The sequence below is a fragment of the Bacillus sp. FSL K6-0138 genome, assembly GCF_037982765.1.
GTDB classification, from domain to species: domain Bacteria; phylum Bacillota; class Bacilli; order Bacillales; family Bacillaceae; genus Bacillus; species Bacillus glycinifermentans.
Genome location: NZ_CP150286.1, coordinates 2,726,867 through 2,743,448, shown reverse-complemented (window position 1 = coordinate 2,743,448; position 16,582 = coordinate 2,726,867). Strand labels below are relative to the sequence as shown.

The 16,582-nt window shown below is 37.0% G+C and carries 9 protein-coding genes; all 9 read right to left on the bottom strand.

All coding sequences use genetic code 11. From position 1 onward, the window contains the following. A complete protein-coding gene (locus MHB78_RS14650; RefSeq protein WP_046132710.1) occupies positions 1–2,565 on the bottom strand; it encodes a peptidase G2 autoproteolytic cleavage domain-containing protein in 2,565 nt (854 codons plus the stop codon). An 18-nt stretch (positions 2,566–2,583) separates the two neighbouring features. Continuing rightward, a complete protein-coding gene (locus tag MHB78_RS14645) occupies positions 2,584–3,381 on the bottom strand; it encodes a hypothetical protein (RefSeq protein WP_046132709.1) in 798 nt (265 codons plus the stop codon). Between the two features lie 15 nt (positions 3,382–3,396). Continuing rightward, positions 3,397–6,036 (bottom strand): phage tail spike protein, encoded by a 2,640-nt coding sequence (locus MHB78_RS14640; protein ID WP_128748091.1) that lies wholly within the window; start codon positions 6,034–6,036, stop codon positions 3,397–3,399. Positions 6,037–6,039: 3 nt separating this feature from the next. Continuing rightward, positions 6,040–6,801 (bottom strand): distal tail protein Dit, encoded by a 762-nt coding sequence (locus tag MHB78_RS14635; RefSeq protein ID WP_046132707.1) that lies wholly within the window; start codon positions 6,799–6,801, stop codon positions 6,040–6,042. 54 nt (positions 6,802–6,855) lie between these two features. Next, positions 6,856–12,024, bottom strand: coding sequence for a phage tail tape measure protein (locus MHB78_RS14630; protein ID WP_231947447.1), 5,169 nt, complete (start codon positions 12,022–12,024; stop codon positions 6,856–6,858). A gap of 376 nt (positions 12,025–12,400) precedes the next feature. Beyond that, complete coding sequence (locus MHB78_RS14625) at positions 12,401–14,092, bottom strand: phage tail tape measure protein (RefSeq protein WP_231947448.1); 1,692 nt, start codon at positions 14,090–14,092, stop codon at positions 12,401–12,403. A gap of 92 nt (positions 14,093–14,184) precedes the next feature. Further along, the gene (locus MHB78_RS14620) at positions 14,185–14,439 is read right to left on the bottom strand and encodes a hypothetical protein (protein WP_046132751.1); all 255 of its coding nucleotides are present in this window, start codon (positions 14,437–14,439) and stop codon (positions 14,185–14,187) included. 23 nt (positions 14,440–14,462) lie between these two features. Further along, entirely contained in the window at positions 14,463–16,247 is a 1,785-nt protein-coding gene (locus MHB78_RS14615) for a hypothetical protein (RefSeq protein ID WP_046132705.1), read from the bottom strand. Continuing rightward, positions 16,244–16,474, bottom strand: a complete 231-nt coding sequence (locus MHB78_RS14610) for a hypothetical protein (RefSeq protein WP_046132704.1) — start codon at positions 16,472–16,474, stop codon at positions 16,244–16,246. The genes MHB78_RS14615 and MHB78_RS14610 overlap by 4 nt, the downstream gene beginning before the upstream one ends. Positions 16,475–16,582 lie beyond the last annotated feature (108 nt).

Sequence of the window (16,582 nt, the reverse complement as noted above, 5' to 3'; positions counted from 1 at the left end):
TTATCTTATAAAGCAAATTGCGACACCGTATCCATCTTTTTTAGAGTATGGTTTTGTAATCTCCATAACTCTCCAAGTGGAGTTCTCTGATTTTGTAGCTATTCCGTTATTTGCTTCAATGCAATCTCCAACTTCAACAGTTTCATCTATGCGAATATAAACTTGTCCAACAAGACCTACGATATTCCATTCAGGTCTTTGTTCTCTCGGGATATAATCTTTTTTTGACTTCCATTCAGGGTTTTCAACAGGCATTTTGACGTATTCACCTGTTTTTTCATCAAGAACATCTTCATAAATAAGACCGCCAAACTCATTTTTTAAATAGCGATCTTTCCAATAAACCTCAGCGCTTCCAAGTACAGTTCCTGCTGTTTCAGATATAACGCCGAGCATAAATTCAGATTTTTGAGCAGGTCTTATTTTATTTTTTTCAAGGGTAACGATGGTTCCAGAAGGTATGCTTTTGCCATCAAGGCTTTCAAAATACTCCGCGTAGTCACTGAATGTTGCTCCACCATTGATCTTCCCTGTGGCGGAGATGTCTCCATTCATAGAGTTAAGCATCCACTTTATATTTGAACGTGAAGGGGTTTCTCCATATCCGCCAACAACCATATAGCGATCATTTGCTCCGAGCTTAACCCCACCAGAAGACAGAATGGTTCTAGAGACATTTTCACCTTCAATATGGGAATCATTCGAAGACATGACTGTGCTACGGGAACCATCAACAGAGCTTCCGCCAGATGAAGAATAAACCCCTGTTCGAACTCCTTTAGCCTTTGCTCCTCCAGTTGTTCCAATAGCTGCAGATGCTTCTCCAGTAACTTCTGGCGTACCTGAAGAAGCGGCGATAAAACCCGTCGATGTTTTAACATGTCCAGAAGTAGTGGCAGCTCTTGTCCCACCTTTAAAGTTGTTTGGAACATATGAGTAATCATAGCCAGCGATTGTTGAAGCTTTGCCATACTTTTCAGCAGTGACTCCAAATATGTAAGCTTGAGAATTCGAGCAATAAACACCAACACTATCTTTCCGACCATACCCGATTAAGCTTGCATTGGTTAATTTTACATTCTCTGTTTTGCTGCCGATTCTTACACCGACTCTCGCTGATTCAAAGGAATTGATATTGCTTATATTTACGTTGTCAGATTTTTGACTTCCTCCGATCACGTAAATGTCTGCTTCAGCCGTCTTGAAGCCAGAAACGGAAATATTGTTTAAATTAATGTTTCTAGATTTAAATTGAGTTGCAATTGCAGGATTTCCTTTGTAGTCATAAGAGGGATCTCCAATTGCTGTGAAGTTGTTTATATTTACATTGCGAAATGCGGAGATTACCAAGGCTCTAGGGGACAGTCCTTCATACAAGCTGTTGAAAATAGGGTTAAGAACTCTACAATTTGTAGCACTAACATTAAAAGCACTTTTTGAAACTGGATCTGAAGAGCGGTGGAATCCAATATGTCTGAAGTCAAAGCCTCGAATATCATTCTCAGAGGAACAATTTACAAAATGAACATCTTGGGCTGCAGGTGCTAAAGCGTGCGCTTTTACTTCAAAACCTCTGCAATTTTTTCTACTATGACAGTTCATAAGCCATGCATGTTTAGAACCATCATCGATCTCAAAACCATTTGTGTTACTGCCTCCAGCACGGTGAGCCGAACCATTTCCATCATATGAATAACAATTTGAAAAGAAAATGTAGTCAGAAAAGTGAGTTGTGAACCCGTCATCCCCGAAGTTCCAAGCTGTACAATTGTCGATCCAAACGTACTTGGAACCTTTAGGCTGATAGTATTCAGCACCATCTGAGGAAGAGTTGTACTTTGGAGAGGTGACATCAAAACCATGAAGACCAGCATCTTTTGCGTGAACTTTATTAATCCAAACAAATTGACTGTTAGTGATGTTTACGCAGCTTGCATTTGGCCCCGATCCAATCTTGTTGTCTTTTTTATTTAAATTCCAATCAACAAGCAGATTTTCGATCTGGATATATGAGTTACCATTTGTATAATCTTTGTTTGTAATGACATGTGTAGTAGGAGGGGTATCAGGATGAAGTTTGATCACTGACTTCATACCATTGCCATAAAGTTTTGTGAAAGAGGGAAGTTTAACTCCTTTGACCATGTATGTGCCATCAGGAACGTAAATACTTGAAAATCCACTTCCTATAGCTTTCTCAAACGCAGCGGTATCGTCAGTTACTCCGTCTCCTTTTGCTCCAAAATCTTTAACATTAACACTTCTCATATTGAATTCATTAATGATTTTATCAACTAGGGTGTCACCAATAACCTTAAACTTTGATACATCACCAATAATCTTTTCGACGTTGCTGATCTTATCCGAAACATTGGTGATTTCTTTTTGAAATTCAATTTTGACATTGATGATATCTTGTTTAACGTCGCCGATATTGCCTAATACTTCTTTAAATTTTTCTGTAATCATTGGGGCTGTCCATCTTTCCCCGTCTGAGCTTATTGCTTCAAGTTCAATAGAGACCCACTTTTCCAAGAGTGGATCATAATATTTTAAATAATTCATTATATACCTCCTGAATTGCTATTCGATCTTGAGCCATATTTGATTGGTAAGGGGAGCAGTCTCTGATTTTTTGATTCTTGCTGCAAATGGAGAGACAGGTGCTTGGAGCCATAAGTGATTAACATTGTTAGGAGGGACTTCACTGACGATTACATTGAATCCATCATAGGCATCTGACACACCTATATCGATCCAATCAAACCCATCCCATCTCCATTCAATGTGTGTGTCCTCGGTTACAACTGTCCATCCGATTTGAGGGTTTGGATATGTAGTCATGATATCTGTGTATGTATAAACTTTAGGGAGGTATATCTTCCTTGTGTTAGCCACCACATCTTCATAATCTGAAGTAGCATACTTAGTCCATTTTGTAACTTCTCTTGATTCCTCAGTTGCTTCTTCGCATTCTTCTGTCGCTTTTCGTGTTCTTTCAGTCAATGAGTCGAGTGTTTCAACAACTTCATTTCCGTCGCGTTTTGTCCAAATACGTGAGCCTGGGAAGTAATAAGCACCTTCGCCGCTGTATTTGAATTGAAGAGATTTCCCTTCATTTGAGGCATTAAAATAGACAACTCCATTAAGGTAATCAACCCTAAAGTAGTCGTCTTGTAACTCACCGTCTTCAACTTCTTTCCACACTTTGTCGTCCCCAGTGACTTCAACTCTCATTTCTCTGTTGGGGACTTCGGTTAATTGAGCTTTTCCGTTATAAACCACCTGTGTTTCATTGTAAAGCTGGTAAGGATCATCAATCGATCCTTTTCTCTTCTTAGAAAGAATAGGATCATTATAAAGTTTTGCAGTATCTTCCAAATGATCACCTCCGTATTAATTTTGTTTGAATGCTTCCCAAATATATTTAACGTTCAGCTTATTTCCGCGTGTGTTGATGTCTGAGCCGGTAATAAAATAATTCAAATTCATTGACCCGTATGTTTTATCGCCGCCTTTAAGGTAGGAACCTGCTTCTCCATTTTGAATTGAGTAGCCACCTAAACTGTTTTGAATGATAAGTGTTGAATCAGTAGGGGAAGTAGAATAAATCTTGACCAAAGTAGGAATGAAGTTTAAACTAATTGATCTGCTTTGCTTTCCGTCACCGATGTACTCTCCTGTTGCGTATTGAGGAGAAGAGGGGAGATCAGACTTAAGAACATACGCAGATGAATCATAACCGCCGAGTTGAGTTGCACTTCCTGTAATTGAAGCATTAATTGTTCCTGTTTCATCTCGAACAGCTATTGTATTAGGAGTTGATGCAACTTCAGCAGTGTATCCATTCAAAGATTCAGCGGATGTAACGGATTGCTCAATCCACTTTTCACCGTCGTAAAGTTCCTGTTTATTCGTTTTGGGATTAATCCAAACAGTGTTTACATCCGGATTTTCTGGTCTTACCTCAGAAACTGCTTGAATTAATCCATTCACTCTCCCTTTGACCTCAGCAATAGCAGAAGGGAGGTAGGGGTTTTCAGAAGCATGTTTCGATTGAGCAATATCTGAAAGAATAATTCCTGCTCTTTCAATATCTGCATCAACCCTACGGTAGGCTCTAACACCTAATGTGTAGTATTTATTTGATGCTAATCCCGTGAATTTATAGGAACGCTTATCATATTTGACGTTGACCAATTCCTCATGGCTCATTTTAGAACCGAAAACATATTCGTCAGAGGATTCGCTGGAATAGAGATATACTTCAAATCCATCTATGTTGTACTGATCTTCATCAGATTCTGGATACTCCCATTTCAAAACAATATCAACCGATCCATTATCGTTGTATTCATGAGAGATCGCTGTCCCATCTGATTTAACCGTAGGGGCTGCGACAGGAGTAGAAATTCGATCATTCCTGATGTTGAAGTTTTCCGCAGTCTTCATCCAATCAATTTTTCTAACACCATAATCATTGTCGATGTGATTTATGGTATAAACGAGCTTAACCATTTTCTCTTTTACAGTCTCAACACGTTTTGAGTTTGAAATAGTCAAATTGATCTTATTAGATTCAAAATCAAAACTCATTTCAATTACTTTTGTTTTAACATCGATGCCTAAACGGTCGTGTTGAACTCGAATAATATCCCCAATAGAAAGCCGATTCCAGTTTTGATGTTCACTTATGATGCCAAAGAAGTTTACGATGCTCATTGTGATATTGACTGGTGGGGTATTTCGTTTCTTCATTTCCTCCAGACCAGCTTCATAAAGGTCAGTTTCATCATATAGGTTGTCATTTGACCATTCTTGCTCATTGATAAACTCAGCCAACTCTTCTTTGAGTTCATTGCTAAGATGACTTTCAAGGGTTAATTTTCCCTTTAAAAGTGTAATTTTGTTTTGAATATCGGCAATCAAATTCTCCCTGTTTTTGATTTCATTCTTTTTAGCAGCAATCTCTGCTTCTTTCGCATTTCTTTCTTTAATCAATTCAGCAGTGGGATCTTTCGCTTCAGTTGCGACTACAATCTTATCCAAAATAACTTGAAGCTCTAAATCAAGCTGCGTCTTTTGAGCTTTCAATTTGGCCAATTTCTTTTCTTCTTCAGTTTGTCGAGCAAGAAGGGAGGAGAACGTTTCTGTTTGAGAATCGATGAACTCATTAAAGTCAAGAATGGCATGACATAATTCATCACTCATCTCATAGCTATGGGATATTACGTTTCGATCCTTGTCTCGTTCAAAAGGGTAGAGGTAGTACGTAAAATCTTCAATGTATGCTTGTCCGGTTGGATTGGCCGCGTTAATTGAAAGATCATCTTTACCAGTCACATAAAGCCTGGTGCAAACTTCTTCAAGCTCCTCAGTGTCTTCAATGGTGTCTAAGTATTGGCCGTACTTAATTCTCATTCCTTTATATTTTGACGCTTCATCTTCAGTATAGAAATGAACCTTTTTTTCTATAGTGTCAAACACAGGAACAGCTTCAAACGTTTCACAAATTTTCATTAGGAAATCTAACTTGGTTGAAGATGTGATATCAAAACTCCTGAATTTTTCATTGAATAGTGGATTGATATATCCGGCTTTCCAGTTCGTATTTGCAAAACAATCATCAGTTACCTGTTTCATGTTATAGGAAGTGACTTCGTACCTTCTGACTTTCCGGTAGCTTAATTGATGAGCTAAAGACATACAGGTAAATGTAACTGATTCATTCTCTGCCCCTGATTTTTGCTTAGTTTTGATGATAAACCATTCATCCTTGAAATTATAAGCAGACAATTTCACCAGCCTTCGGAGCTTCAATCTCTTGAGATGGGGGTTCTTTACCCATTGTTTGTCTATCTCAATTTTCAAAGGCACAGTGAAGGAAAGCTCATTAATTTCGCCTAACTTTATAGTCAAATTAACGTTTGAGACATCAACCAGGTTGGCGATTTTCTTTTTATTTGCTTTGGCTAGGGAAAGTTTGGGCTTTAATAAATTGAATGATCTTGATACCTCTTGAAACAGTACCGACACCTCCTAACGATATTTGAATCTATAGTTGAAAAGAATTTTACATCTGCCTGTCACTCTAATTCGGTTCATTCCATAACCGAGTTGAAGATACTCTTCATTGAAATTGTCGTATCGTTCGTCTCCATATTTTGATGAATCTACAATCTCTTTTTCACCTGTAACTGCAATGATTTCTCCATCCTCAAGATCAATAAACTTAGAAGGGGAGGAGAAGTTACTTAGATTTTCAATTTGAACATCGCCTTTACCAATCTTTTGAATTTTAAACGATGGGACAATGGTGCATTCACCTTTATTGTTGATTTCAATTGTAATGTCTTCCTTAGAAGCATCGTACAATGGAGTGGTTATCGATCTACTGTAGGCATAAGGGGAATCGCATCGCATTGTTAACCTGACATAGCCCTCTTTGCTTGCGTTATGAACTAAATCATTTGTATCAACAGGCATAGCATAATAAACGATGTCTAAGTTTTCACTGAAAGATAAAGGCTGGTATGTATCAACATCCAGCCATCGTTTAATGTCAGCGAGTCTTTTATCATTCCAGTAATCTACAATATAAAAATTAAGGTTGAATTGTTTAGGATCGCGTTTTTTCCCTTCATAAAAGGGAGTGTCATTTCCTTTTATGGATGTCTCGTTTATTGAAGAGGTAGCTAGAAATGTTTCTTCAACTAAACCGCCTTCAGTATTGACATTTTCAATCCCCATATCTGTTGATTTTCTATCTCCGAAGAAAAAGTAACGGCTCTCTCTAATCACTGATGTTTCTCACATCCTTTCATACAAAGAAAGAGCCGACAATTTTGCCGACTCTTAGAATACTCCTCTAGCGGATAAAGCGTTATATACAGTTCCTAAGAATTTCTCCGCATCATCCTTAGAACCAGTCATTTTATCCACGTTAAAGTTAATATTGATCGTTTGATTGCTTGTCGTTTGATTAGGTGCAGTAGAAGGGGAAGGGAGCGTAGCTTTTGTTGGAATATCCCCGAAAATGTTTCTTGTCAGCTCAACAATTTTCAGGACATTGCTTGTATCAGATTTGTTCAATACAAGCTCTTGCTCATGAAGCATAGCAAGCTTTCCTGAGCTTCCCCATTTTCCGGTATATCCACCAACATCAAAAGAGGAAACCTTCTTGCCAGTTTTATTTCCGGCAATCACGACATTTAAAGCATTGGAAGCTTCTTTAAGTTTATCGATAAGGTTGTTTGAAATGCTCTTACCGATGGAATCCATGTTGCTGTTGATGAACTTAGTGAATTCATTAAGCTGTTTAGCAATATCGGTTATCTTACCATCCAAAAGTTTTTTCTCAAGTTCCTTAAAGGCTCGATCATCATTAACAAGGTCATCATACTTTTTGTTGATTGATTCTTCATCTTTTTCAAGCTGATCTTGGAGTGCTTCCTTTCGTTTCGTGTTTTCACGATCTTTCAGAAACTCTTCAAGGTCTTGTTCTTGTTCCTGAAGCTGTTTATCCAAATCCTTTAATTTTGCTTTGGCTTCATCAGAATCATCTAAAGACAGCTTATTGATTTGATCTTTTGTTTCCTGAATGGATTCCTGTTTCTCTTTAAGGGACTTCTGGAACTTGGCTTCATCGTCTTCTTTGTCAATTTCATCAATGATGTTTTGTGTTGCTTTTCGATGGGCTTCAAGTTCAATATCACGCATCTTTTCGTACATTTCTTTATAAATAGAAACGACTTCATCTGCAAGTGATTTGTAAATATCCTTAATGGACTTCTTGGTGTTATAAAGCTCAAGGTTGTAGTCCTTTTGTTTATCTTTCCAGTTTTCAATTTCCTCTGTGATTTGTTTCTGGATATCAGGGAAACCTTTAGCTGCCTTTTTCTGTTCCTCAAGCTGTTTGATGTACTTTTTGGCTTCAGCTTGTTGCTGTTGAATCAATTTTACTTGCTGACTGTAGTACTTGACTTTTTGATTGTCATCCTCAGTCATCTGAATCTTGATATCAACATCTTTAAGCTTACCCTCAGTTTTCTTGACTGATTTCTCGATGTTGTTAAGTACTTGATCAACTTTAGATTGAACAAGCTGACCTTGTAGCTCTCTGACTTGATCCTCAAGGGAGATTAAATCTAATTTGGCCTGTTTCAGTTCTTCTCTAAGCTGATCACGTTGAGCATAGTTGAGCTTTTTGTTTGTTTTAAGCTCTTTGTTAATCCAATTGAGCTTTTCCTGTTGAATTTTCCGCTGCTCATCAACAGCTTTCTTTTGCTCGTTAGTGTATTTACGGAACTCTTTGCTGTCAGTGAGGTAGCGTTTAGCTAAGGATTCGTTTTTAGCAATCTTAACTTCTAAATCTGATTTGCGTTTATCAAATTCATCGAGCTTAGATTGAACTAATTCATATTGGAGCTCTTGAATTTGATCGTTTACAGAATCTAAATCGCCTTGTAAGCCGATTAAATCAGACTTTGCTTGAGCAATAGCCTGTTGTCTTTCAGCTTCAGATTGAGATAGGTCAGACGTCAAACCTTTCATGTAGTTTTCTGGATCGATTGGTTTTCCGTTCTGTTCAATCTGTAAATGAAGGTGATTTCCTGTTGAATGCCCAGTGCTTCCGACTTTACCTATTGTTTGACCAGCAGATACAGTATCTCCTTTTTTAACTTTAAGACCTTTCTGCATGTGCATATATTTTGCAACTGTTCCATCATCTTGTTGAATGACAACCCAGTTACCTGCTGTTTTAGAATAGGCAGCGGTAATGACTTTACCAGCTCTTAATGCTTTAACAGGAGTTCCAGCTTTAGCTGCTAGGTCTAACCCTTTGTGAGGGGAGGAGCGGAGACCACTTTCTTTTTGGCCAAACTTTGAGCTTACTCTAAATCCATTCGCGCTGGTGTAGTAATTAGCAATTTTTGATGTCGCAGTAGATAAGCTCTTATTGTAGTTAGAAAGAATGATCTTAACGTAATTTTGTGTTTCTTTGAAAGGAGGGACGCCACCATATTTAATAACGTTTCCTGGCCCCGCATTATAAGCAGCCAACGCTTTTTCGATGTTGCCGCCAAACTTATTGAGCATTTGAGCGATATATTTTGTACCGCCCATGATGTTTTGATAAGGATCATATGCATTGTTTACACCAAGGCTCTTAGCAGTACTAGGCATAAGTTGCATCAAGCCCATAGCACCTACGGTGGAGCGAGCTTTTGAATTGAAGTTTGATTCCTGTTTAATAATCGCGGCAATTAGTGCTGGATCTACACCGTATTTACTTGCTGCAGCATTGATGTAAGAAGAATACTTACCTGAATATGAACCACCAGAATAATAAGAACCAGCCGATGATCCAGAAGAGGAAGAAGAAGTAACAAGTCCTGTTTGTGGAATATAACCAGATTTGATTTGCTGTTTAAGCAGTTTGATCTGATCTTGCATTAGTTTTTTCTTACGTTCTAATGCTTTGATTTCCTTATTGATTGCATCGCGATATTTCTGAGACCATTTAGGATAGTCGTTGGTTTGCTTGTTGAATTTTTCAATTTCCGCGTTTACTTTTTCAAGCGCTTCTTTATATTTATCAACGACGTATTTGGATTTCTCAGTTTCAGAAGATGCTTTTTCTTGTTCGTCTGAGTATGTTTCGAGAGAGGTTCCGACTTCATCTAGAGAAGTAGAAGTGATTTCAGAAATCTTTTCAATGTTTTCAAGGCTATCTACAAATTTCTTGTAATTTTCGTAGTTTTCCTTTGCTCCACTTATATGTTGAATGCCACCGTGATTTATGTTTTTTAGGGCTTCCTCATATGATTTTTTAAATTCAGCAAGTTGTTCCTTAGCCTCTTTTAAAGAATTAACTTTAAGCGGATCATCAGACCCATCTTTAGACATCATAGATGTGAATTCATTAGCTTGAGCTAATATTAATTGCTTGACGGCATTTATTTTGTCTTTATAAGCTTTTATGAATTCATCTCTGCTTTTTATTACAGCTTGGCGGTTAATATGAACCATGCCATTTTCTACTTTTATTGCCTTACTCAAACTTTTTTCTTTTTGAATAAGTTTCATTGCTTCAGCGGCCGATATATTTTTTCCTTCAGCCATTTTTTCAAGAAGGTCATTGTAAATAGAAACTTTATCAGCTACTTCATCATAACCCTCTTGTTGAAGCGTAGACGCTGCATAATCACTTTGTTTGGAGTCGATCAACTCTTCAATAATGTTTAAGGTTGCTTCTAAATCACCTTTAGCATCTTTGAGTTTTTGACTTAATTCTTCAACATTTTCCGTCGATCCTTCAACAGCATCACCAAATTCATCATAGGTGGCAGTTGCCGTTTTTAGATTGCTGTCCCCATCTTTAATTGTTTTTTTTGCTTCATCGTAGCTCATTGAAAAGACATCAATTTTCTCATCAGATGATTCATATGTTTTAAGAAGAGAATTGAGATCTTCTTGAGCGTTATTGAATGCATTGCTATCAGACTTGTCCAAAGCAGTTTGCATCCGATCTTGAAGTTTGGCTAAGGCACTTTCAAATGCCACGATGTCATCAGCATTTGCTTTTGAAAAATCAAGAGAATCAACAAGGTTCTTCACATAGTTAGAAAGAGTATTGCTTATGTCTACGTTATTAAATGCGGATACAACAGACATAATATCATCTTTCATTTTAAATGATGAATTTGATACCTGTTGCTCTAAAGATCTAATTTCAACCTTTTTCTCCGCAATTATTGAATCATTGTCATTTTTAGTTGGATCAGCAGAGAAAAAAGCATTTTGAACTCCGTGTTTTAACTCTTCGATTTCACTTTCAATGTCTTGGATTTGACGTTTCTTGTCCTTAATTTCATCAATTGATTGCTGTGCAGTTTCAGGAGCTTTCGTTCTTTGCTCTTCTTTTTTGGCTTCAATTAATTTTTCAACTGCTTCACGTTCTTTGTCTACACGAGAAGCGGAAACTAGATGAGCTTGTCCGTTCTGATCTATTCTCTGTACTAGGGCAGGGAGGACATCAGCTAACTGAGTTTGAACATTTAAATACTCTTGTTCTTGATCAGTTGTTAGACCGCCTTTCCGCTTTGTTTCATCTAATTTTTTATATTTCTTAATTAATTCTTCGGTGGTGTTTTTATTTTTTGTTAAAGCATCAATATTCTTTTGCTGGTTCTGTTCAAATTCTTCTTGTTTCTGTTTTGCTTCCGAGTATGCGGATACAAGTTTTTCAATAACAAATGCTACAGCCATAAAACCAGCGATAGGAAGTGCTGCACCAGCCATGAAAGCCATCGTAGTTCTGGTTACTTTTCCTAATGTAGAAATAGCAACAGAAGTTATATTAGTGGCTACTGCAAGCATTCTCTGTCCTGCGGCAGCTCCAGTTGAAGCCACATTAAGCAAACTAAAATTAGCTATAAGGGACTTTAACGCAGTTCCCATATTTGATCCAGCAAGAATCATGGTTGACCTTAGATTGCTATTGAACAGGAGCACTGCTGTAGATGCTGTCGCAAATAAGGTTGGCAAAAAACCAATAGTCTTAGTAACATTTGCTCCGACTTGAACAATATCTTTTAATGTTTCAGCAAAAGCAATTATTCCATCAGACAGAAACGCTTGTCCTGATACAGCAGCAAGTCCTGTCCATGCAGCAGACAATCTATTAAGACGACCTTCTAGGCTCTCGGAGTAGCGTTCTTGCTCGCGTAGGGCGCTATTCTGACTATGGGTAGCACTTGATGTCGCTGAAATCGCAGTGTTAAAATTTTCCATCAAACCGAGGAACCTTGTATTTTGAAACATGCCCGCTGTAGAAACTCCGATTTGCTGTTTCTGTGCCTGACTTAGATCGTCCCATTTTTGATGAAGTTCCTCAAGAATTTTAGATACAGGTCTAGCTTCTCCGCCTACATCTTTTACAGCAATACCTATGCTTTCAAGGCTTTTTATTGCAGCTCCATTCGTTTGAATTCTCGCGAAAATTGTTTTTAATGCGTTCAATTCTGTTACTTTCACCAATAGGTTACTGACCATATAAAATGGCGGTAAGGCACTTCAACCTTACTCTCTATGTTTCCATAGAGTTCAGACTGTCGCTTCACATTTCTGTGTCTCTTCACTCAGTCGTTCAGGCTACCATTACGCTTGCCCCTTGTTGTCCTCGACTTAACGTTAGGAGTTCCAAGTCAATTAGAAGAGATTTAACGTCGGCAACCATTTTACCGACAATATTTCCACTTTCTTTCGTGGCCGATTGTATGGCTGTTGTGTCAGTTTCTTCCATGTAATTCGCTACATTACATGCGTTTTTACTGCTTATAGTTACCTATAAGTTGAGACTATATCATGACCCACATGGGGCACCTCCCGTTTCGATTTAAGGGGTTTTCACCCGCGCCAATAGCTTGCGCCCTACTTCTGTTGCGGAATTTCGCCGCCAATGGAATAGTCGTTGAACGTTCCTCGAAAGAGGCTTCGCTGCTGATTGTCCCATAAGGATTTCCCAGCAATTAGAGAGGTTTATTACCTTTATATTGCTATAAAGGAGGACTAAACTTAATCCCAGTAGTTGTTCCATACTTACGCCATATACTTTTGCGGAGGCAGCAGATTTTCTCATGGATTGAGCGAGATCTAATGTGCTTGTTTGGAAGTTATTGTCAATCTCATTTAACGCATCGGCTATTTTTATGCTGTCTTTCGATTGTATTCCGAAGTTAACCATCGCTGAAGTGAGGGCTTTAACAGTATCTTCAGGTTGTAGCTCACTAATGTTTTCCATCATTTGAGCTGTTTTGGTTAAATCTAATAACTCATCACCTTTATAGCCCATCCGCCCAAATTCATTCATAATTGTGAGAACGTCTTGCGTCTTGTTAGCTAGTTCATCACTTAAATCAATTGACTTCTGAAGAAGATCATTAAATTTATAATCAGGTAAATCCATAACACGCCTTAATCCAGTCATTTGAGTGTCGAGTTCTACCACCTGACTGGTAAGATCTTGAATAAGTCTTAATGGCATGTAAAAAAGTGTCATGGATGCCATCCACACAGGTACGCGGGACATTGCGACTTGTAGTTGTTCACCGAAACTCATCGTCTGTCGTGTTGTAGCAGCAATATTGGATGACATTTCTCTGAATTGCATATTAAGACTAGCCATCTGATTTCTCAAATTGGGAGTTCTTGCAGTTAGCTGATTAACTGAATTCAAATACTGTTGAATCTGCTGATTGCTTGCATTACTTAATGAGTTACCATATCTATTTTGTAAATTTTGAGTGTTTACCTGGGCTTGTCTTCTATAAAGCTCAAGCTGTCGCTCAAGCTCTTTAGTCTTTGCAACGGCAGAAGACTTGTCATCAAGCAGCTTTAATTTAGCTCTTAGGGATTCGATCTGCTCACCTGATTGAGCTAAATTTATTCTTCGACCAAGAGAGGAGAGGGTGACTTCTGAAAGTTGTCCTTGCTCTCTAAGTTTTTGTAAACTTGCTCGAAGCTGTTCAATTGCTTTTCTTTGTTGGTCAAGATTAGTTACAGTAGTAGTGTTTTTTACATTACCATTTTGATCAAGGTTATAGGTAATATCCTTGAAATTATCACGATTTTTCTGAGTTGATCCTGTTTTTACACCTTGAGCATTTTGACGTTCAATTATCTTTTGAGCTTGGCCGAGCTTTTGAATTTCAGAGGTTAATTTTGCTGTTTCTTGAGTTTCTTGGCGAATCTTTTGATTACGATTATCAATTGTCTTAATTTCTCGTTGAAGTATTTCACCATTCTTCTTGTGTTGCTGGATTATCTTTTCAGTCGTTCCGTCAGCATTCTTAATAACTGTTTGTGTTTCTTTGACTGTCTGATTGTAATTCTTAAGATTTTTTTGATATGTTTCAACTGCAGAAGAAAATTCCTTGAGGGTTTTTAATGCGGAAGCATCAATGTTTGTTTTGAGCTGAAGGGAGTTTAACTTTGATTGTAGCGTTTTAAGCTGCTTGTTAATTTGCTCGACTGATTGAGCGGAAGTATCGGCAACGGGGGTCACTACAATTTTCAACTGTTGACTCAATTAATAATCACATCCTTTCAAAGCGGAGAGTGGGGGAGAGGTGGACACAAATAAAAAACTCTGCATTCAAGCAGAGTCAGAATAAAATACAGTCATTGTTTTATGTATAGTGTTGTATCGTCTTCATCAATCTCTTCCGTGTCTTCAATTTCAAGCCCCATATTAAAGGCTCGGAGAGTAATCTTATCACCATCAAAATTGGTTAATGTTATTTCTTTAAGTTCTTCAAATTCACCAAACTCCAATAAATCATACTCGGTAAATCGTTTAGCTTCATCTTCAGAGTTTCCAAGTGTTGTGTGGCAAGCGGCTATAGTCAATGTCAAATGATTAACGTATTTTTTCATTTTGTTCATCCCCAATTTAAGAATCATTTATTTTTATAACGATTAGCGTTCTTTCCTGTCAAATATTGAGATTGCCAAATGCTTTGACACTTTTTTGAGCAAGTGACGCTTTTCCTAGCAAGAGAAGGTCTAAGGAAATAAACATTATTGCATATTTTACAAGTTTTTTTGACTTTTTGACTCTTGGAATGTTTATTGAAAATACCAACGCATTTATTGCTACAAAAAACAAGTCCACTCTTGCTACTTGAGATTTTTGATGGAACTACGAAAAGTTCTCTATTACAAACACCACAGGTGGTTTTAATTTTATTTTTCTTTGATTCTCTGCTGCATTTCATTGAACAATATTTAGAAGCTTGCTCTCTATATTTTGAGACTTTGTATTTTTTATTGCAATATAAACACTCTTTTTGAATCGAGGTATCCTTCAGTCTATTATTTTGATTCCATGAAGAACTGCAAGACCTTGAGCAGAATACGTTTTTGACCTTTCCACTTTTTAAAAGTTTGGCTCTATACTTAGGCAAACTAACATCTTTGCCGCAGTTTTTACATTGATAACATAAATTATTTCTTTGTTTATAAAGTTTACTGCAATTTGCAGAGCAAAAATGATTGCCCTTGTTCTTATAGTGGTATAAATATTGAACAGATTCTTTACCACAGTAATCACAATTAAAGTTGACATGCTTTGAAGGTTGGTATCTATTAATTTTTTCTCTAACAGAAAGATCTGTTATAGCTGCTAAATCGTTTTTATCCCATTCCATATATGGAATAATAGGTTTTTTGGTTATTGATAGAGTTGCTTCGTTATCATAATTAAAACTATGATAATTTTCTAATATACCTTTTTTGCTAATGAACAGATCAATTAACTCATTACATAATTCCAAGTTTGTAATGATGTCGTATTCCCATAAATAAAGAACATTTTTGTTGTGATAATTCTTTAAATATGTTTTCTTCTTCTTATCCATTTTAATTCTATTCAGTTGCATATTGTATTTTATTTCATCATAAAAACGATTATCTACATGAAAGAACCCACCGTTTACCTCGATTAACAGATCGTGATCGTCAAGATAAACGTCTAAAGCATATTCGCCGAACTTTTTTTCATTGGTAAACCTTATCTTTTTTGCAGTCAACAATTCATTAATAATTACCTGCGGCTTTGAATTTGTAAAACTAATTTTTCCAGTCGAAAGATTGTTTAACATGTTTTCTCTATTAATTTTTATAAACTCTTCAGATTTAACAAGAATTTCTTTGTGCCAATTTCTTTTGCAATTAATATTACAAAAGTTATATTTTCTTTGAGACAAATAGGAGGGAGTTCTATTTATAGTCTTATTACACCAATCACAATTTATATTTACTCTTTTAACATAAACTGCACTATTTTCACCTTTAAATGCGCTCTTTTGCCAATTTGCGAGACAATGTTTATCACAGAATCTGCTGATTTTCTCCAAATGTTTTGGCACAGCATATACTTTTTTACAATACTCACATTGCTTTTTGATTCGTTCAGCCTTTTGTTTATTAGCATAAAACTTACTACTACAGCTAAGGCTACAAAAGTGATTTTTCTGTCGATTAGCGCGATCATAATCCCTATACATCTTACTTTCACAAAAATCGCAAGAGAGAAGAACTTCAGACTTACTGCTTTTAGTTAAATCGTCAAGAGCAACTTCAAATTCATCTCCGTTTTTTGTGAATTTATATCCCTTTAAAACGTAGTGCCTTCTGTTTGCATTATTCCACTTTACTATAACTTTTTGTTCCTCAATAATCATTCATAAGAGCCTCCTGCTAAAAATCCGTCCCAAGAAATGTTTACATTATGTACTTTGACTGTCCCTAAAGCTTTTCCATTCTTGTGCAGCAGAGTCAACTCAGTCAAACCAACTCGATCATCGGATATGGCGTAGTATGAATCTAAAATGGCTAAATCTAATGAGGTTAATCCAGTGGGGCGGGAAACCGTTAAAAGAATTTCCCCGAAAACTCTATGATTTGGCATCATAACCACTCCTTTATAAATCATTATGATGCCATTATGATGCTTATTTTCGATTTTGTCAACCTCTTTATAAATTTCATCCAGCGTGTTAATATACTGATATCACAA